This is a genomic window from Streptomyces sp. 71268 (assembly GCF_029392895.1).
Lineage (GTDB): Bacteria > Actinomycetota > Actinomycetes > Streptomycetales > Streptomycetaceae > Streptomyces.
This window is the reverse complement of the sequence record NZ_CP114200.1, coordinates 6407844-6427099: the sequence shown is the minus strand read 5'-3', so window position 1 is coordinate 6427099 and position 19256 is coordinate 6407844. Positions and strand designations below refer to the sequence as shown.

At 72.8% G+C, this 19256-nt stretch carries 15 protein-coding genes and 1 pseudogene; 7 read left to right on the top strand and 9 right to left on the bottom strand.

What is annotated here, in order from left to right:
• Window positions 1-29 precede the first annotated feature (29 nt).
• The 4 genes from OYE22_RS25585 to glnA form a co-directional block, all read right to left on the bottom strand.
• A complete protein-coding gene (locus OYE22_RS25585) occupies window positions 30-3260 on the bottom strand; it encodes a bifunctional [glutamine synthetase] adenylyltransferase/[glutamine synthetase]-adenylyl-L-tyrosine phosphorylase (RefSeq protein ID WP_277322584.1) in 3231 nt (1076 codons plus the stop codon).
• A 334-nt stretch (window positions 3261-3594) separates the two neighbouring features.
• Window positions 3595-4863, bottom strand: coding sequence for a serine hydrolase domain-containing protein (locus tag OYE22_RS25580; RefSeq protein WP_277322583.1), 1269 nt, complete (start codon window positions 4861-4863; stop codon window positions 3595-3597).
• A gap of 408 nt (window positions 4864-5271) precedes the next feature.
• Window positions 5272-5565, bottom strand: coding sequence for a WGxxGxxG family protein (locus tag OYE22_RS33490; RefSeq protein WP_348652246.1), 294 nt, complete (start codon window positions 5563-5565; stop codon window positions 5272-5274).
• Window positions 5566-5878: 313 nt separating this feature from the next.
• Window positions 5879-7240, bottom strand: coding sequence for a type I glutamate--ammonia ligase (glnA, locus tag OYE22_RS25575; RefSeq protein WP_187062162.1), 1362 nt, complete (start codon window positions 7238-7240; stop codon window positions 5879-5881).
• A 366-nt stretch (window positions 7241-7606) separates the two neighbouring features.
• Between glnA and OYE22_RS25570 the strand changes: the two genes are divergently transcribed.
• The 4 genes and pseudogenes from OYE22_RS25570 to OYE22_RS25555 all read left to right on the top strand — a co-directional run bounded on the left by OYE22_RS25570 (window position 7607) and on the right by OYE22_RS25555 (window position 13039).
• The gene (locus tag OYE22_RS25570; protein WP_277322582.1) at window positions 7607-9595 is read left to right on the top strand and encodes a collagenase; all 1989 of its coding nucleotides are present in this window, start codon (window positions 7607-7609) and stop codon (window positions 9593-9595) included.
• Window positions 9596-9779: 184 nt separating this feature from the next.
• Window positions 9780-10433: pseudogene (locus OYE22_RS25565) on the top strand (GntR family transcriptional regulator); the annotation flags it as partial.
• Window positions 10434-11028: 595 nt separating this feature from the next.
• Window positions 11029-11217: a hypothetical protein gene (locus OYE22_RS25560; protein ID WP_277322581.1), complete on the top strand. Its 189-nt coding sequence runs from the start codon at window positions 11029-11031 to the stop codon at window positions 11215-11217.
• A 154-nt stretch (window positions 11218-11371) separates the two neighbouring features.
• Window positions 11372-13039, top strand: a complete 1668-nt coding sequence (locus OYE22_RS25555; RefSeq protein ID WP_277322580.1) for a multicopper oxidase family protein — start codon at window positions 11372-11374, stop codon at window positions 13037-13039.
• A 120-nt stretch (window positions 13040-13159) separates the two neighbouring features.
• Here the strand turns inward: OYE22_RS25555 and OYE22_RS25550 are convergent, their stop codons facing one another.
• The gene (locus OYE22_RS25550; protein ID WP_277322579.1) at window positions 13160-14080 is read right to left on the bottom strand and encodes an NAD(P)H-binding protein; all 921 of its coding nucleotides are present in this window, start codon (window positions 14078-14080) and stop codon (window positions 13160-13162) included.
• An 84-nt stretch (window positions 14081-14164) separates the two neighbouring features.
• On the opposite strand from OYE22_RS25550, the gene OYE22_RS25545 reads away from it, so the two are divergent.
• Window positions 14165-14983: a WYL domain-containing protein gene (locus OYE22_RS25545; protein WP_277322578.1), complete on the top strand. Its 819-nt coding sequence runs from the start codon at window positions 14165-14167 to the stop codon at window positions 14981-14983.
• Window positions 14984-15048: 65 nt separating this feature from the next.
• Entirely contained in the window at window positions 15049-16803 is a 1755-nt protein-coding gene (locus OYE22_RS25540; RefSeq protein ID WP_277322577.1) for an NAD+ synthase, read from the top strand.
• Between the two features lie 124 nt (window positions 16804-16927).
• Here OYE22_RS25540 and OYE22_RS25535 read toward each other — a convergent pair whose 3' ends face one another.
• The 4 genes from OYE22_RS25535 to OYE22_RS25520 all read right to left on the bottom strand — a co-directional run bounded on the left by OYE22_RS25535 (window position 16928) and on the right by OYE22_RS25520 (window position 18532).
• Window positions 16928-17185: a hypothetical protein gene (locus OYE22_RS25535; RefSeq protein ID WP_277322576.1), complete on the bottom strand. Its 258-nt coding sequence runs from the start codon at window positions 17183-17185 to the stop codon at window positions 16928-16930.
• Between the two features lie 224 nt (window positions 17186-17409).
• Entirely contained in the window at window positions 17410-17730 is a 321-nt protein-coding gene (locus tag OYE22_RS25530; RefSeq protein WP_277322575.1) for a hypothetical protein, read from the bottom strand.
• A 169-nt stretch (window positions 17731-17899) separates the two neighbouring features.
• Window positions 17900-18157, bottom strand: coding sequence for a YrhB domain-containing protein (locus tag OYE22_RS25525; protein WP_277322574.1), 258 nt, complete (start codon window positions 18155-18157; stop codon window positions 17900-17902).
• A gap of 3 nt (window positions 18158-18160) precedes the next feature.
• Entirely contained in the window at window positions 18161-18532 is a 372-nt protein-coding gene (locus OYE22_RS25520) for a hypothetical protein (protein ID WP_277322573.1), read from the bottom strand.
• Between the two features lie 198 nt (window positions 18533-18730).
• Here OYE22_RS25520 and OYE22_RS25515 point away from each other — a divergent pair, with 198 nt between their 5' ends.
• Window positions 18731-19129 (top strand): DUF3307 domain-containing protein, encoded by a 399-nt coding sequence (locus OYE22_RS25515; protein ID WP_277322572.1) that lies wholly within the window; start codon window positions 18731-18733, stop codon window positions 19127-19129.
• Window positions 19130-19256: the final 127 nt, after the last annotated feature.

The following is a 19256-nucleotide window of genomic DNA, read 5'->3' as shown; positions in this document are numbered from 1 at the left end:
GGCCCGTCGGCGGGCCAGGGCGTCGCGGATCAGCCCGGGTAGTCGTAGAACAGCCGCTCCATCACGCCCCGGGCGCGCCGGGTCGTGCGGCGGTAGTCGTCCACCATCTCGCCGACGTGTCCCGGCTCGTAGCCGAGGTAGCGGCCGACGGCGGCCAGCTCGCGGCCGTCGGCGGGGAAGGTGTCGCCCGGCCGGCCGCGCACCAGCATCACCGCGTTCCGCACCCGGGTGGCCAGCACCCACGCCTCGTCCAGGATCTGCGCGTCGTCGGTGTCGATCAGGCCGATGGCGTGCGCCGCGGCCAGCGCGGGCCGGGTGCGGGTGGTGCGCAGGCCGGGCTCCGCCCAGGCGTGCCGCAACTGCAGGAGCTGCACGGTCCACTCCACGTCGGACAGGCCGCCACGGCCGAGCTTGGTGTGGGTGGTGGGGTCCGCGCCGCGCGGCAGCCGCTCGGACTCCATCCGCGCCTTGAGCCGGCGGATCTCCCGTACGGCGTCCTCGCCGAGGCCGTCGACGGGGTACCGCAGCGGGTCGATCAGCTCGATGAACCGTTCCCCCAGTTCGGCGTCGCCCGCGACCGGCTCCGCCCGCAGCAGCGCCTGGCTCTCCCACACCTTCGCCCAGCGCCGGTAGTAGGCGGCGTACGAGGCGAGGGTGCGCACCAGCGGTCCCGACTTGCCCTCCGGGCGCAGGTCGGCGTCGATGAGCAGCGGCGGGTCCGAGGTGGGGAGCTGGAGCAGCCGGCGCATCTCGTTGGCGACGGCGAACGCGGCCCGGGCCGCCTCCTGCTCGTCGACGCCGGGGCGCGGCTCGTGAACGAAGAGCACGTCCGCGTCGGAGCCGTAGTTCAGCTCGTGCCCGCCGAAGCGGCCCATGCCGATGACCGCGAACCGGGTGGGCAGGGTCTCGCCCCAGGTGTCGCGCACGGCCGCGCGCAGCGCGCCGGCGATGGTGGCCGCGTTGAGGTCGGAGAGCGCGGCGCCGACGGCGTCGGCGGCGGCGCCCGCGTCCAGCCCGGCCGGTGGTTCGCCGCCGGCCGCCGCGCCGGGGCCGTGCGCCGCCGGCTCGGCCGCCCCCCCGGTGGCGGTCCCCGTGGCGGCCCCCGCCGCTGGCGCGGTGCCACCGGCGTGCCCGGGGTGGCCCGGGTGTTCGTGGTACGGGGCGAAGGCGCCGATGAGGTCGGCCGCCGCGGTGCGGAACAGCTCGCGCCGGCGTACGCCGCGCGCCGCCGCGACCGCCTGTTCGGGCCCGTCGGCGCGGCTGACGGCGGCGAGCACCTCCTGTTCCAGGTGGGCCCGGGTGCGCGCGCGCAGCCCCTGCGGGTCGCCGAGCAGCGCGACCGCCTCCGGGGCGCGCAACAGCAGGTCGGGGGCGAGTCGGCCGGCGGACAGGACGCGGGCCAGGTTCTCGGCCGCGGCGCCCTCGTCCCGCAGCAGCCGCAGGTACCAGGGCGTCTTGCCGAGCGCGTCGGAGACCTTGCGGAAGCCCAGCAGGCCCGCGTCCGGGTCGGCGGAGTCGGCGAACCAGCCGAGCAGCACCGGCAGCAGGGTGCGCTGGATGGCGGCCTTGCGGGTGACGCCCGAGGCCAGCGCCTCCAGGTGGCGCAGCGCACCCACCGGGTCGGCGTAGCCCAGCGCTTCCAGGCGCTGCCCGGCGGCCTTGGTGCTGAGCCGGGTCTCGCCCGGTTCGAGCTGGGCGACGGCGTCGAGCAGCGGCCGGTAGAACAGCTTCTCGTGCAGCCGGCGCACCTCGCGCGCGTGCCGCTTCCACTCCTGCCGCAGCCGGGTCACCGGCTCGGTGCGCGGCCAGTCGAAGGGGCGCGACAGCGAGCGGCCCAGGCGCCGCAGGTCGGCCTCGTCCTCAGGGACCAGGTGGGTGCGGCGCAGCTTGTAGAGCTGGATGTGGTGTTCCATGGTGCGCAGGAAGCGGTACGCGTCGTCGAGCGCGGCGGCGTCCGCGCGCCCCACGTAGCCACCGGCGGCCAGCGCGGCGAGGGCGTCCAGCGTGCTGCCGCTGCGCAGCGAGGCGTCGCTGCGGCCGTGTACGAGTTGCAGCAACTGCACCGCGAACTCGACGTCCCGCAGGCCGCCCGGGCCCAGCTTGATCTCCCGGTCCACCTGGGCCGCCGGGATGTTCTCCACGACCCGGCGGCGCATCTGCTGGACGTCGGCGACGAAGTTCTCACGCTCGGCGGCCTGCCACACGAGCGGGGCCAGCGCGTCCACGTACGCCTGCCCGAGCGCGGCGTCCCCGGCCACCGGGCGGGCCTTGAGCAGCGCCTGGAACTCCCAGGTCTTGGCCCACCGCTGGTAGTAGGCGAGGTGGCTGGCGAGGGTGCGCACCAGGGGGCCGTTGCGGCCCTCCGGGCGCAGGTTGGCGTCCACCGGCCAGATGGTGCCCTCGGCGGTGACGTCGCCGCAGATGCGAACCAGGTGGGCGGCGAGCCGGGTGGCGGCGCGCAGCGCGGCCGACTCGTCGTCGGCCGCGGCGCCGGACCGCCGGGGTTCGTCGGCCGCCGCGTCGCCGGGCGCGTCGGGGCGCGCGGTGGCGGGGCGGTGCGGCGCCTCGGCGACGAAGATGACGTCCACGTCGGACACGTAGTTCAGCTCGCGCCCGCCGCACTTGCCCATCCCGATCACGGCCAGCCGGCACGCGGCGGCGTCCTCGGGCGCCTCCTCCTCGGCGATCCGCAGGGCGGTGCGGAGGGTCGCGGTGGCCAGGTCGGCGAGTTCGGCAGCGGTCTGTGCCACGCCGGTGGTTCCGCACACGTCACGGGCCGCTATGCCGAGCAGGCACCTGCGGTAGGCGACGCGCAGCGCGTCGGGCTTGCTCAGCTCGCCCGCCGGGTCGCCCCACACGCCGTGCGTCAGCGCCTGCTCGAACTCGGGGATGCTCGGATTCAGGTCGGCGGACTCGTAGGTGGCCAGCGAGCGCCAGTCGTCGGGGTGCCGGGCGAGGTGGTCGCCGAGCGCCTCGGACGCGCCGAGCACCCCGAGCAGCCGGTCGCGCAGCGGCTTGGCCGTGGTGACCGTGGTGAGCAGTGTCTGCCGCTCGTCCTCCGGCAGCGCCTCGGCCAGCCGCACCAGGCCCATCAGGGCGAGGTTGGGGTCGGCGGTGGCGCCCAGCGCGTCGAGCAGCACCGGATCGGCCCGCACGGCGGCGAGCCCCGGCGCGTCGAGCAGCCGCCCGGCCGCCGCGGGGTCGGTGAATCCATAGCGCAGCAGCCGGCCGAACCGGCTGTCCCGTCGCCCTTGCAGCACGGCGTACCCGCCTTTCCGCGCGGTCGTCACCCGGTGCCGGCCCCTTGGGCCCGGCCGCCCTGGCCACGGCCGCTCGCCCTGGTCCGCGAGGGAGCTTAGTACCTGCCCAGCGGGGACCCGCCGGCACGGGCGGCCGTGTCCACTGTGCCCTATACCCGCGCGGCACGGGGTGCCACGGGCCGGAGAACGGCTGACCTCCGGCCCGTGCGGGGGGGACGGGGACGGCGTGTGGGGCGCACGCGGGGCTGGCGGTGTGGTCGGGACTGGCGGTGTGGTCGGGACTGGCGGTGTGGTCGGGACTGGCGGTGTGGTCGGGACTGGCGGTGTGGTCGCGTCAGCGGGTGAGGAGTTCCACCTCCCGCTGGACCACATCGAAGAACGGCACGTCGTCGGAGTTGCCGAGGATGACGCCGACCCAGCCGGTGTCGGGATAGATGTTCCAGCTGGCGAAGCTGCCGGGGTTGACGCCCGCGCGCCCGTTGACCCACTGCCCGTTGGTGAGGCTGACCGGCATCATGTAGGTCCCGAAGGCCGCGTCGGCGGGGACGGCCCTGTACGCCTTGCGGGCCAGGCCGCCGCCCTGGGGGGCGAGGGGGACCTTGGGGCCGAAGAACAGCTCGGCGTAGTGTCGGTCGAGGAGCGTGCCGTCGCTCAGCCCGTGCGCGAAGCGGACCAGGTCCGGCGCGGTGGCGAAGCCGCCGTCGCCGGGGAAGTCGATGAAGCCGCGCGCCGGGTTCTTGCCCAACTGGTACGGGTCCGGGCTGCCCTTGTCCAGGTTGCGGACGGCGTCGACCCGGCTGCCGTCCGCGATCCGCATGTACGAGTGCGCGATGTGCTTGTCGGTCAGCCACTGCGGCCGGGTGTAGAACGCGGTGCCGGTCATGCCGCACCGCCGGAAGACGTTCTCCTCGACGTAGTCCCAGTACGTCGTGCCCGACACGGCCTCGACGATCAGGGCGGGGATGGCGACCTCGGCGCCGGCGTGGTCGGTGGGGGTGCCGGGGGCGGAGACCAGCTTGGCCTGACGGGCCCACCGCTCGTAGTACTCACGCACCTCGTCCCTGCTCTGGAAGACGCGCTCCAGGTCCTCCTCCGGGGTGTTCAACCCGGAAGTGCCGGAGAGCAGGTGGTGGATGGTCACCCGCTCGGCGATCTCCTGGGGGAAGCCCGTAAGGTGCGCGCCCACCGGGTCCGAGAGCCGCAGCTTGCCCTGTTGCGCGAGTTGCAGGATGGCCACCGCGCCGAACGGCTTGCCCGCCGACGAGAGGTTGAACGCGACCCCCTCGTGGTTGCGGACCCCCTTCTCCTTGTCGGCCATGCCGTAACTGCGCGAGAGCACCGTGCGGCCACGGTGCGACAGCAGCACCACGCCGGAGAACTTGTCCTCGGCGGCCAGCTTCGCCACGTACCGGTCGTAGGCCCCGCCGGGCCTGGCGTCCGCCGGAATAGTGTCGGGGTCGGTCGCGGCCGGGGCGGCGTGGCCGGGCCGGGCACCTGCTAACTGCGCGCCGCCCGCCGCCACGCCGGCGGCCGTCAACCCGCCCCATCCGAGCAGCTTCCGCCGGTCGATGCCGCGTACGCCGCGTACGGAATCCGAGTCCATGATCACGTTCCATTCCTGATCGACGGGCCGCCCACAGGCGCGCGGCGGTCCACGCGCCCATCGAAGACGGAGACGTGTATCGCGGGCGTATGCGTTTTCCGGTACGCCCGCGATGTGCGGCGAGCCGAGGGCGTCGAGGAACGTGCGGAACGGAGGGAACGGAGGGGGACAGAGAAAGACGGCGGTGGCCGAACGGCGGCCCACCGCCCGCAGGGCCCGCCCGGCCGGCCCCTACAACACCGGCAGCCTGTCGCGCAGTTGGAAGGTGGCCACCTCGGAGCGGCACGTCACCCGTTCCTGCTTCCTGTCGCGCGGAAAGGAAGAACCCCGGGCCGACCGAGGTCCCCGACCGCGCCGGCCGGGGACCTCGACGACATCAACTGATGGATCTCCTGACGCGCGTCCGGCTCAGAGACGATCATTCGGGTGCGCGCCACCAGCCCCTGTCCCGCGACGGGTTCCCGTGTCGTGTGTCTTACTCCGACGCGGGATGAGGCCGAGCAGACCCAGAAGGCCGGCAAGACCCCACAGGCCCCAGCCTCCGTTGTCGTCGTCCTTGTTGTCATCACCCTGCGCTTGACTCTGGGTGGCCTGCACGGTGGCTGTCTGGGCCACCACCGGTGTCTGCGCTTCCGCGGTGACCGCGGCGGGTCCCGCAAGGAGAGCGGCGGTGAGGAGAGCACCGATAGTCGTGCGACGCATAGTTCCTCCTTGGATAACCCAAAAGGTGGGTCTTGCTCCCCATAGGAACGGCTCCGCGAGGGCGCGCAACTCCGGCAGGCGCGACAACTCCTGCTGAAGTGCGGTGGAGCCCCTCTCCCGGGCGCTACGCCCAGTAGGGGCCATACGGCCGAATGGGTGACCTGGTGGAGTGCCCTCCATCCCGCCGGCCGATCCCCGCCGGAGGCATCGCCTTCGACCGTCGCACGCTATGCGGGCTCCGCCCGCGTGCCGTTGCTTCGCCGCGGCGCCCGACGGCCCGCCCGCTTGGCGTTCCCTATGCCGCTGACCAGCCCTACAACACCGGCAGCAAGTTGCGCAGTTCGAAGGCGGTCACTTCCGACCGGTACTCCTCCCACTCCTGCTTCTTGTTGCGCAGGAAGAAGTCGAAGACGTGCTCGCCCAGCGTCTCGGCGACCAGTTCGCTGCGCTCCATGAGGGCGATCGCCTCGCCCAGGTTCTGCGGCAGCGGTTCGATGCCCATGGCGCGCCGCTCGGAGTCGGAGAGCGCCCACACGTCGTCGTCGGCGCCGGCCGGCAGCTCGTACCCCTCCTCGATGCCCTTGAGGCCGGCGGCGAGCAGCACCGCGTAGGTCAGGTAGGGGTTGGCGCCGGAGTCGATGGAGCGGACCTCGACGCGCGTGGAGCCGGTCTTGCCCGGCTTGTACATCGGCACCCGGATGAGCGCGGAGCGGTTGTTGTGACCCCAGCAGATGTACGAGGGGGCCTCGCCGCCGGCGCCGGCGGTGCGCTGGGAGCCGCCCCAGATGCGCTTGTAGGAGTTGACCCACTGGTTGGTGACGGCCGAGGTCTCGGCGGCGTGCCGGAGCAGGCCGGCGATGAAGGACCGGCCCACCTTGGAGAGTTGGTACTCGGCGCCGGACTCGTGGAAGGCGTTGCGGTCTCCCTCGAAGAGGGAGAGGTGGGTGTGCATGCCGGAGCCGGGGTGCTCCGAGAACGGCTTGGGCATGAACGTGGCCTGCACGCCCTGTTCCAGCGCGACCTGCTTCATCACCAGGCGGAAGGTCATGACGTTGTCGGCGGTGGACAGCGCGTCGGCGTAGCGCAGGTCGATCTCCTGCTGGCCCGGCGCGCCCTCGTGGTGCGAGAACTCGACCGAGATGCCCATGGATTCGAGCATGGTGATCGCCTGCCGGCGGAAGTCCATGCCCACGTTCTGCGGGGTGTGGTCGAAGTAGCCGGAGGAGTCGGCGGGCACCGGGCGGGTGCCGTCGACGGGCTTGTTCTTCAGCAGGAAGAACTCGATCTCGGGGTGGGTGTAGAAGGTGAAGCCGAGGTCGGAGGTCTTGGCGAGGATGCGCTTGAGGACGTAGCGCGGATCGGCGTAGGACGGGGAGCCGTCCGGCATCAGGATGTCGCAGAACATGCGCGCGGTGCCGGGGGCCTCGGCGCGCCAGGGCAGGATCTGGAAGGTGGCCGGATCCGGCTTCGCGATCATGTCCGACTCGTAGACCCGGGCGAAGCCCTCGATGGCTGAGCCGTCGAAGCCGATGCCCTCGTCAAACGCCTGCTCCAACTCGGCGGGAGCGACCGCGACGGACTTGAGGAAGCCGAGCACATCGGTGAACCACAGCCGTACGAAGCGGATGTCGCGCTCTTCGAGCGTGCGGAGCACGAACTCCTGCTGCTTATCCATAGTACCTATCCTCGCAGGTCAGACGGCTGCTCTGGGGTGCTTGGCAGATCCGGTGACACCTCAGTATCACGCCACCGGGTTTCCGTTGAGTTTCGCATCCGTACCGGCGCTTCGCGCCGGCGCGTGCGCCTTGTCCTGGTGCCGGGCCCTCGCCCGGCGGGTCGGCCCTCCCTCACGTCGCGCGCGGGTGCCCGACGCGGGCCGGAGCACGCGTGCGGAACTCTTTCGCGCTCAACTCTTCCCGGCGTGAGGTGACGTGTGAAATTTTACATGGCACACGCTCCGTACGTGTCCATGACACGACGTACGGGCGCGCGTCCGTGCGCCCCGCGCGCGGCCACTCCACCCCCACAGGAGGCATCTGCGATGAGAAGGACCCCGGTGCGACGGCGCACCGGCCCACTGGCAGCCCTGGCCATATCCCTGTGCCTCGGCGGCGGACTGCTCGCCGCCCCGAGCCAGGCGGCCCCCGCCGCCCCACCCCCCACGCCCGGCGCCGCGCCCACCACCACGCGGGGCCCGGACGGCGCGGGGCCGTCCGGGCCGGCGCCGTCGGCCGCACGACCCGTCGAGGCCGAGCACGTACGCGACGCGCGTACCCCGCTCGACCAGCGCCCGCCCCTGTCGGCCGACCGGGACGTACCGCGACAGGACTACGACGCACCCGCCACGCTCTCCCCCGAGCGGCGCCGCCCCTCGGCGCGCGGGACGGGGCGCGCGGCGTGCGACGTCGGCGACTTCACCGGCAACACGGGCACGGCCCTGGTCGAGAAGGTCAAGGGCGCGGCCCCGGACTGCGTCAACACCCTGTTCAACCTCACCGGCGCCGACGCGCGCGGCGCCTTCCGCGAGGAGCAGATGGTCACCGTGGCCGACGCGCTGCGCGCCGGCTCCGCCGACTACCCGGGCGACGGCTCGACCGGCATGCCGCAGATCGTGCTGTTCCTGCGGGCCGGGTACTACGTCCACTGGTACAACCCGGACGACGTCGGCGAGTACGGGCCGGCGCTGCGCTCGGCGATCCAGGGCGGCCTCGACGCGTTCTTCGACTCCCCGCGCGCCGGTGACGTCACGGACGCCAACGGCGAGACCCTGGCCGAGGCCGTCACCCTGATCGACAGCGCCGAGGAGAACGCCCGCTACCTGCCGGTGGTCAAGCGGCTGTTGGAGGGGTACGACGCCTCGTACGACGACTCCTGGTGGATGCTCAACGCGGTCAACAACGTGTACACCGTGCTCTTCCGTGGTCACCAGGTGCCCGAGTTCGTACGCGCCGTCGAGCAGGACCCGAGCATCCTCTACACGCTTTCCGACTTCGCCGAGCAGCACCTGGACCTCCTCGGCGGCGAGCAGAGCTATCTGACCTCGAACGCCGGGCGCGAACTCGGCCGCTTCCTCCAACACGACGCGCTGCGGCCCGAGGTCGCCCCGCTGGCCAGGGGGCTGCTCCAGCGCAGTGAGATCACCGGCCGCACGGCCCCGCTGTGGGTCGGCGTGGCCGAGATGACCGCCGCGTACGACGGGGACAACTGCGCCACGTACGGCACCTGCGACCTGCCCGAGCGGCTGACCGAGGCGGCGCTGCCGGTGCGGCACGCGTGCGGGCCGAGCATCGACATCCGCGCGCAGGAGATCGACGCGGAGCAGTTGGCCGCCACCTGCGCCAGCCTGACCGGCCAGGACGCCTTCTTCCACGACATCGCCCGGGACAGCGGCCCGGTCGCCGACGACCACAACGAGACCATCGAGGTCACCGCCTTCGACTCCAGCACCGACTACCAGACGTACGCCGGCGCGATCTTCGGCATCGACACCAACAACGGCGGCATGTACCTGGAGGGCGACCCGTCGGTGGAGGGCAACAAGCCTCGGTTCGTCGCCTACGAGGCGGAGTGGCTGCGGCCCGACTTCGCGATCTGGAACCTCAACCACGAGTACACCCACTACCTCGACGGCCGGTTCAACATGCACGGCGACTTCGAGGCCGGGGTCAGCACGCCGACCGTGTGGTGGATCGAGGGGTTCGCCGAGTACGTCTCGTACTCCTACCGCGACCTGCCCTACGAGGAGGCCGCCGCCGAGGCCGGCAAGCACACCTACCCGCTGAGCACGCTCTTCGACACCACGTACGAGAACGCCGACACCACGCGTGTCTACCGCTGGGGCTACCTCGCCGTGCGCTACCTGCTCGAACGCCACCGCGACGACGTGGACACGGTGCTCGGGTACTACCGCGCGGGCGACTGGCGGGCCGCGCGGCAGCACCTCACGCGGACCATCGGCACCCGGTACGACGCCGACTGGAACGCCTGGTTGACCGAGTGCGCGGCCGGCGGCTGCGCCAGGACGGCCTGACGCACGCTCCGCGCGGCCCGGCCACCCACGGCCGGCCGCGCGGCCACGCCCCGCCGCCCCCGGCCCGGACCCCACCCGGGCCGGGGGCGGCGGCCCCTTACGCCATGGGTGCTACCGGTTGGGCCGAAGGCTTGATGAAATGTGAAGTTATACTCTCCGGGCCGAACCTAGGACGGAGGCCCACGTGGCTGACCTGCGGCAACGCAACCTGATCCTGGTCCAGGAGCGGCTGCGCGACCAGGTGGCGAACGCCCTGCGCGCCGCCATGATCGCCGGTGAGCTCCAGGCCGGAACCGTGTACTCCGCCCCGGCGCTCGCCGCCGAACTGGGCGTCTCGGCGACGCCGGTCCGCGAGGCCATGCTCGCCCTGGCCCGCGAGGGCATGGTGGAACCGGTCCGCAACAAGGGCTTTCGGATCACCGAACTGTCCGACCGCGACCTCGACGAGTACAGCGAGATCCGCGAGCTGATCGAGGTGCCCACCATCGGGCGGGTGACCCGCACGGTCTCCGTCGAGGACCTGGAGTCGATGCGCCCGGTGGCCCAGGAGATCGTGGCCGCCGCCGGCCGGCACGACCTGATCGGCTACCTGGAGGCGGACCGCAGGTTCCACCTCCAACTCGTGGGCCTGGCCGGCAACGCCCGCCTGGTGGAGGTCGTCGGCGACCTGCGCAAGCGGGCCCGGCTGTTCGGTCTCGCCCGGCTCGACCGCAACGGGGAGCTGATCGCCTCGGCCGAGGAGCACCTGGAACTCCTCGACCTGATGATCGCGGGCGACGCGCCGGGCGCCCAGGAGTGCATGCGCCGCCACCTGGGCCACGTCCGCTCGCTGTGGTCCTCACCGGTCAAGGGCGAGGACGGGGACGGAGACGGGGACGAGCAGGGGGGGCGTGCGCGGGGCGGAGTAGTCGCGTCGGCGGGTGCGCGGCGTGCGTGGGGGCGAGGAGTACGCGTACGCGGGGGCGCGGCGTACGCGGGGGCGCGGGGTGGCCGCGCGGCGGTCGGACGGGGCGGGCGGCCCGCTACCTGCCCTCCGCCGGGCATACCCCACGGGGGTAGGCTGGCCCGCGATGACCGTACGGGGGCGCACGGCGCCGAACCAGCAGCGAGGCGGCACCACCTGGGGTGCCCGGCTGCTGCTGTTCACGGCCCTGCTGTTCGGCATCGTCACCATGCACACGCTCGGCCATCCCACGGAGCACGGCGGTACGGCGGGGCACGGCGGTACGGCCGGGCACGCGCGGCCGAGCGAGGCGACGGCCGGCCGTCCGCTGACGGCTGACGCCCCGCCAGCCGACCCGCCGCCGCCCGCGCACGCTCCGGCCGCCCACACCGCCGACCACCCCACCCTCACCTCGGACGACATCCGCGCGTCAGGCGCCGCGGTCGGCCTCGGCGATCCGGTTCAGCTCGGCGCGCCCGGGCGCGGCGGGATGGACCCGTTGTCGGTGTGCCTCGCGGTGCTCGCGGCGTGGTCCGTCGTGCTGCTGCTGAGCGCGGCCGCGCGACGCCGGGCCACGGCCGGCTCGGCCCGGCTCGGCACCGCGTACGCCCCCGCGCCGTGGCCCGCTCCGCCACCCCGCCCCGCTCCCCCGACCCGCACCACGGTGCTGCGCCTGTAGGACGGCCCGCGCCGCTCCCCCACCACCTCGCTGAGATCCCGCTCGACCGACCCGGCACGCGTGTGTCCGGACGTCGGCCGGGTGCCGCGCGGTGCCCGCGAGCGGCGGCCGAGCCCACCCTTACGCGTCGACACCGATCGAGGTGCTTTTCGTCATGCGCACAACCTCCCGGCGTGCCCTGTTGGCCGCCACCACCGCGCTGGCCGGCGGCGGCCTGCTCGCCGCCTGTTCCTCCGACTCCGACCCGGGTTCCCCCTCGGGCTCCGGTTCGCACGGCGGCCACGGCAAGGACGCCGCCCCCGGCGACTACGTCGCCCCCGACGACCCCGCGGTCGCCGCCGCCGAGCGCCGGCGCCGCCCGGGTCCGGTACGTGAGGTGAGCCTGACCGCCGCCCGCGCCCGGCTCGACCTGGGCGGCGGGGTGAGCGTCAACTCGTGGGCGTACGACGGCGAGTTGCCGGGGCGCGAGCTGCGGATCACCGCTGGTGACACGCTCGCCCTCACCCTCGCCAACCACCTGCCACAGGCCACCTCGCTGCACTGGCACGGCCTCGCGCTGCGCAACGACATGGACGGCGTGCCCGGCCTCACCCAGCGCCCGGTGCGAGCCGGCGCCTCGCACACCTACCGGTTCGCGGTGCCGCACCCCGGCACGTACTGGTTCCACCCGCACAGCGGCGTACAGCAGGACCGTGGCCTGTACGCGCCGCTCATCGTCGAGGACCCCAAGGAGCCGCTCGCGTACGACAGGGAGTGGGTCGTGGTGCTCGACGACTGGGTGGACGGCGTCCAGGGCAGCACCCCGGACGCCGTGCTCGCCGAACTCAGCTCGGGCATGGGCCACGGGGACACGGGCGCCGGCGGCCACGGCGGGATGGATCACGGGGAGATGGGCCACGGAGGGATGGACCACGGGGGCGCGAGCCCCAGCGGTACGCCGACGGGGCCGGCGCGCTCCGGGCCGCCCCGGATGATGATGGGCGCGACCAGCAAGCTGCTTGGCGGCGACGCGGGCGATGTGGCGTACCCGTACTACCTGGTCAACGGGCGTACGGCCAAGGACCCGCACACGTTCAGGGCCCGCCCCGGGGACCGGGTGCGCATCCGGCTCGTCAACGCGGGTGGGGACACGGCCTTCCGGGTGGCGCTCGGCGGGCACACCATGACCGTCACGCACACCGACGGCTTCCCCGTCGAGCACGCGCGCACGGACGCGCTGCTGCTGGGCATGGGCGAGCGCTACGACGTGCTGGTCACGGTGGGCGACGGGGTGTTCCCGCTGACCGCCGTCGCCGAGGGGAAGCGGCAGGCCGCGCTCGCCGTGCTGCGTACCGGCGGTGGCGCCGCGCCGGCCGCCGACGTCCGCCCGCGCGAGTTGTCCGGCAGGCTGCTGACGGCGGAGAAGCTGCGCGCGGCCGAGCCCGTACGGCTGGCCGCCGGCGCGCCGGACCGTACGGTGCGGCTGCGGCTGACCGGCTCGATGGCGCGGTACGACTGGGCGATCAACGGCAGGCGCTACAGCCCGAAGCAGCGCTATCCGGTGCGGGCGGGCGAACGCGTGCGGCTGTCGTTCGTCAACGACACGACCATGTGGCACCCGATGCACCTGCACGGACACACCTTCGCGCTGGCCTCGTCCTCCGGCGCGCGCGCCGGGGCGGCGGCGGGCGGCGGGGCGCGCAAGGACACCGCCATCGTGCTGCCGGGACGCCGCCTCGACGTGGACTTCGACGCGGACAACCCGGGCCTGTGGATGCTCCACTGCCACAACGTCTACCACGCGGAGTCGGGCATGATGACGGTCCTCGGCTACCGGAAGTAACGCCTCGGCGAGCGGGGCTACGGCGCGTCCGTCGCAGCCCCGCGACGGGGCCGGGCCAGCCGGGCCGGCCCGGACAAAGGTCAAGTCAGGCCAGGACGAGCCGGGCCGGCCCCGGCCGCGTCACGGCGCGTCGTCGGCGAGCCGGGGTCGCAGGTGGTCGTAGGCCCAGGCGGCGAGGGTGGTGGGGGTCGTGGTGTGGACGGTGCGGGGCTGTTCGGGGACGAAGTCCTCGCGCAGACCGGTCGACATGCCGAGCACGGCCTCGACCGCCGCGTCGGCCATCCCGACCCGCCGGAGCTGGGCGCGCATGGCGTCGTCGGTGATCCGCTCGACGCCGATCGGCCGGCCGGTGGCCGCGCCGAGGATGTCGGCCACCTGGCGCCAGGTCAGGTCGGCCGGCCCGTGCACCGCCCGCACGCACCGCCCGGACCAGCCCGGCGACAGCAGCCGCGCGACGGCTACCTCGGCGATGTCGCGCGGCGCCACCCAGGGCATGGGCGCGTCGAGCGGCAGGACCACCTGGAGGGCGCCCGCCCGCAGGGCGTCGAGTTGGAGTTCGAGGTTGCTGAAGAAGTAGCCGCAGCGCAGATGGGTGACGTCGACGCCGGTGGCGTCGAGGGCCAGTTCGGCGTGGGCCAGGCCGTCGATCTCGCCGGCGCCCCGCCGCTTCTCGGCGCCGACGCTGCTCTGGAAGACGACACGCCCGATCCGGTTGTCGGTCACGGCACGGACCACGCTGGCGGTGGCGCGCGCGTACGCGGCGAGCGGGTCCGGGCCGCCGGGGGTCGGGACCACCCAGAACAGCGCGTCCACGCCCACGGTGGCGGCCGCCACCGCGTCGGCGTCGTATTGGTCGACCCGTACGGCGTCCACCGCCTCCCGCAGGTCGGGGGCGAGCCGGTCGGGGTCGCGGGACAGCACGCGCGGTCGGACCCCGGCGCGCAGCAGCGCGGCGACGACGTGCCGGCCGACGTTGCCGGTGGGGGTGGTCACGGCGATCCGTGGGGTGGCCTGGTCCGGCACGGTTGTCTCGCTCCGCATGGTCTCTCTCCTTCGGTGGCTCTGCCCGCAGGCTAGAAGGAGAGCCGGCCGGAACTCGTCCTCCTCTTCTGAGAGGTTGCGGAGATGGACCACGACCCCACGACCAGAACCCTGGCGCTGCTCACGCTGTTGCAGTCCGGCGGCGAGTGGACCGCCGCCGACCTGGCCGGACGGCTCGGCACGAGCACGCGCACGGTGCGCCGCGACGCCCAGCGGCTGCGCCGGCTCGGCTACGCGGTCGAGGCCCGCCCGGGCCCCGGCAGCACCTACCGGCTGCGCCCCGGGGTCAGGATGCCGCCGCTGCTGTTCACCGCCGACGAGATCACCGCCCTGGTGGCCGGGCTGCACCTGATCCGCGCCTGGCTCCCGGAGGATGCGGTCGCCTCCAGCGCGCTGGTCAAGCTCGACCAGGTGCTGCCCCGCCCGCTGCGCCGCCGCGCCGCCGCGACCGACCTGGCCACCGAGGTGCTCCAGCAGCCCGGGGCAGTGGTCGCGGCGGCGACCGTGGGCGTGATCGCGGACGCGGTCGCCGAGGGCGGCCGGCTCCGCTTCCGCTACACCGACCAGCACGACCGGCGTACGACCCGACTGGTCGAGCCGTACCGCCACTTCCTGCGCGCCGGCGCGTGGTACCTCGTGGCCTTCGACGTGGACCGGGACGACTGGCGCACCTTCCGGCTCGACCGGATCGCCGACATCACCCCGGTGGCGGGCGCCTTCCCGCCACGCCCGTTCCCCGACGCGTCCATCGAGCACTGGCTGACCACCGACTTCGGCCGCGCCGCCGCGGAGCGCCCGTCAGACGCCGCCCCGGGCGCGCCGCGCGGCGCCTCGGAGCCCACGGAGCCGGCGGAGCCCGCGGAGACCAGGGAGCCCGCGCAGCCGGCGGAGCCCACCGAGTGACGCCCGGCGCGGTGTGGCCGCCCTCACCACCCCATCGCGTCAAACAGACGATTACACTGGCCGGCGTGCCTCAACTTCGCCTCGCTCTGAACCAGATCGACTCCACCGTCGGTGACCTCGCGGCCAACGCGGAGGCCGTCGTCCAATGGACCCGGCACGCCGCCGAACAGGGCGCCCACCTGGTGGCCTTCCCCGAGATGGCGCTGACCGGCTACCCCGTCGAGGACCTGGCGCTGCGCGCCTCCTTCGTCGAGGCGTCCCGCGCCGCGCTGACCGCGCTCGCCGCCCGGCTGGGGGCCGAGGGCTTCGGCGAGCTGCCGGTGATCGTCGGCTACCTGGACCGCAGCGACAAGGAGCAGCCGCGCTACGGCCAGCCGGCGGGCGCGCCGCGCAACGCCGCGGCCGTGCTGCACCGCGGGCAGGTGGCACTCACCTTCGCCAAGCACCACCTGCCGAACTACGGCGTCTTCGACGAGTTCCGCTACTTCGTGCCCGGCGAGACGCTGCCGGTCATCCGCGTGCACGGCGTCGACGTCGCCCTCGCCATCTGCGAGGACCTGTGGCAGGAGGGCGGCCGGGTGCCCGCCACCCGCTCCGCCGGCGCCGGCCTGCTGGTGTCGATCAACGCCTCCCCATACGAGCGCGAGAAGGACGACACCCGCCTTGAGCTGGTACGCAGGCGCGCCCGCGAGGCCGGCTGCACCACCGCCTACCTGGCCATGATCGGCGGCCAGGACGACCTGGTCTTCGACGGCGACTCGATCGTGGTCGACCGCGAGGGCGAGGTGATCGCGCGGGCCCCGCAGTTCGCCGAGGGCTGCGTCCTGGTCGACCTGGACCTGCCGGCCGCCGCGCCCGAGCCCCCCTCGGGCGTGGTCGACGACGGGCTGCGCGTCGACCACGTCACCCTGAGCCAGGACCCGGTGCCGGCGTACGAGCGGGAGTTGGCCGGCGGCGAGGCCGAGCGGCTCGGCGACGCGGAGGAGATCTACACCGCCCTGGTGGTGGGCCTGCGCGCGTACGTCGCCAAGAACGGCTTCCGCAGCGTGCTCATCGGCCTCTCCGGCGGCATCGACTCGGCGCTGGTGGCGGCCATCGCGTGCGACGCGCTGGGCGCGCGCAACGTGTACGGCGTGTCCATGCCGTCGAAGTACAGCTCCGGCCACTCCAAGGAGGACGCCGCCGAGCTGGCCCGACGCACCGGCCTCAACTTCCGTACGGTGCCCATCGTCCCGATGTTCGACGCGTACATGGGCTCGCTCGACCTGACCGGCCTCGCCGAGGAGAACCTCCAGGCGCGGCTGCGCGGCACGCTGCTGATGGCGCTCTCCAACCAGGAGGGCCACATCGTGCTGGCCCCCGGCAACAAGTCGGAGCTGGCCTGCGGCTACTCCACGCTCTACGGCGACTCCGTCGGCGCGTACGGCCCGATCAAGGACCTCTACAAGACGGGCGTCTTCCGCCTGGCGCGGTGGCGCAACCAGGCGGCCGAGGAACGCGGCCAGACACCGCCGATCCCGGAGAACTCGATCACCAAGCCCCCGAGCGCCGAACTGCGCCCGGGCCAGGTCGACGCCGACTCGCTGCCCGACTACGACGTGCTCGACCAGATCCTGGAGCGCTACGTCGACCGCGACCAGGGCAGCGCGGAGATCGTCGCCGCGGGCTTCGACCCGGAGACGGTGACCCGGGTGCTGCGCATGGTGGACGCGGCGGAGTACAAGCGCCGCCAGTACCCGCCGGGCACCAAGATCTCCGCCAAGGGCTTCGGCAAGGACCGCCGCCTGCCCATCACCAACCGGTGGCGCGAGTCGGGCTGAACGGGGCGCTGACGCGGGTGGAGTCGGGTCGGGGGGCTGGCGTGGCTCGGCTGGGGGTGACGCGTGGAACGGCCCGCCGGTGGTTTCCGGCGGGCCGTCGTGGGCGCGGGGCAGTTGAGCCGCGCTAGAGCTCCATATCTGCGGCCTCATCGGCGCCCAGCATGCGACACTCCCCCGTCACGAGGTTCACGGCCACCGGGCCACCACCAACGGCCATGTCCCGCCAGTTACGGGTCCGCAGGAACGTGGCGGACTGGCAACCGAAGTACGCGGTATCACCCCGCCGAACGGGCGGACGGGGGATGATGGCGAACTCCATCTCCAGCGAATACCCCTTGGCGAACTCCGCCGCCAACTCCCTTGCTTCGCTCTCTTCGATCATCACTCAGCGCCTTCAGGTCCACGGCTGTGGTTGGGTAAGCACCGTATCGATCCGCGCGCCGGCGACCGCGCGCGGGCCCTCCATCGCGCCCACCACTCGATTCCGCTCATCACCTGGTTGATCCGGTGGTCGGTCCGGGCGAGTTATTCGACGCCGGCGTGTTGGCCGGGGTGGCTCGCGCGAACGGCCCGCCGGGGGTTCCGGCGGGCCGCTACGCGCTCGGGTCAGTCGACCCGCGTGCGCCGCAGGAGACGCAGGCCGCTCGTTTGGCTGAGACGGTCGTGGTCCCGCTGGGTCGGGTTCGTCACGTAGAGCAGAGTGCGATGCTCCGGGAAGTCCGGCTCGGCCGGATAGCCGTCTCCATCGACCCAGTTGGCCTCGATCGAGATCGTGCCGCCGCCCTGCTCCTTGCGCAGATAGTAAATGCCGCCCTTGAAGCCACTCTCGCGCTCCTCAAAGGAACAGCCCAGCGACTCTCGCACCACATCCCTGAGTGCGCTCGGGGTCAGTTCTTCACTTCCGTACAGGTGGAAGTCGTCTGCCATCAGGGCCGCCTTAGCATTCACGCCCGGCTCTGGCGTCGGGCTATGCGGGAATCGTCGCGGCGGGCTTCGAGCCGGAGGCGGCGCCCTGGTACGGCTGGCGGCGCCGCGCGCGAACGGCCCGCCGGTGGGTTCCGGCGGGCCATCGTGCGCGCGGAGCAGTTGACCCGCACTAGAGTTCCATCTCAGCGGCCTCCGCTGCGCCCAGCATGTGACACTCCCCGGTCACGAGATCCACAGCCACCGGGCCATTTCCGATGGCCATGTCCCGCCAGTTACCAGTGCGCAAGAACTCGGCGGACTGGCAGGCGAAATATGCCACGTTGCCCCGCCGCACGGGAGGCTCGGGCGCGATAGCGAGTTCCATTTCCGACGACTTCCCCTTGGCGAACTCCGCCGCCAATTCCCTTGCCCGGCTCTCTTCGATCATCGCTCAGCGCCTTCGAGTCCCCGGCTGTCCATGGGCAAGCACCGTATCGATCCGCGCGCCGGCGACCGTGCGCGGGCCCTCCAACACCAGCAGTTCCGCTCCCAAGCGCAGGTGAGGCTGGGCCAACTCTGGCACGAGGAATCCCACCAAACACCGGCGGCGGTGGCCGTCCAATCGCTCAGTCTCCTGCAACAGGATGCTCAGTTGGTCCGCCGAGGCCGGCCAGCCAGGCTGGACCGCTTCCTCGCCGCCCCGCACGAACACCGCGGTGGCCATGTAGACAGGCGCGGCGGGTGGGCCCGACTTCCGCCCGCCATCTTCGTACGCGCGCCAGACGACCAGGCTCTCGGCCACGGGACTCTCGATCTTCTCCATCACGGCCACCACTCGGTTCCGTTCAACAACTGGCTGGTCGGGCGGGTTGGTCACCGCCGGCGCGAGCGAACGGCCCGCGAAACGGGCACCCCGAGGTGACCAGAAGCCGTCAGGCGCCGCGAGAGACGTGGAAAGCTGCCGACTCGCGGGCCCACCGACAGCATCGCCCGCCACCATGCCCCCTGGGAGGCACTACGCATGTTCGCATCGCTCTTTGTTCTGTTATACGTCGCCCATTTGTTAGCCGACTACCCGTTCCAGACAGACCATCAAGTAGCGCATAAGGGGGAGCAAACCGCGATCGGGCGGCGCGCTAACGCCACTCACGCTCTGATCCATGTGGGAACGTCAGCCACCCTCCTCGCCACGGGCGCGGTCGTGCTCGACCTCCACTTCAGCATTCCCGTGTCCGCTATCGCCCTGGTCTGGATCGGCGCCAGCCATTCCTTTATCGACCGTGGGTGGCCAGTGGAGCGGTGGATGAGAAGCAACCTCCAGGAGAAGTCTTTCGAGGAAGGAGGGGCCGCCCACATCGACCAGGTCGCGCATGTCGCCGCGTTGACTGTCGCCGCACTTGCCATTGCTGGACTTTCCTAAGCGAATGAGCTTCGAACGACTTTGTTGAGGACCTCAGGCCCTCCATCGGGCTGACGTCCGCGCCACAGCTCAGGCAGCGGGCGTACGGCAGGGTCAGGCCCCGCCCGTCGCGCACGAAGGGAACGTA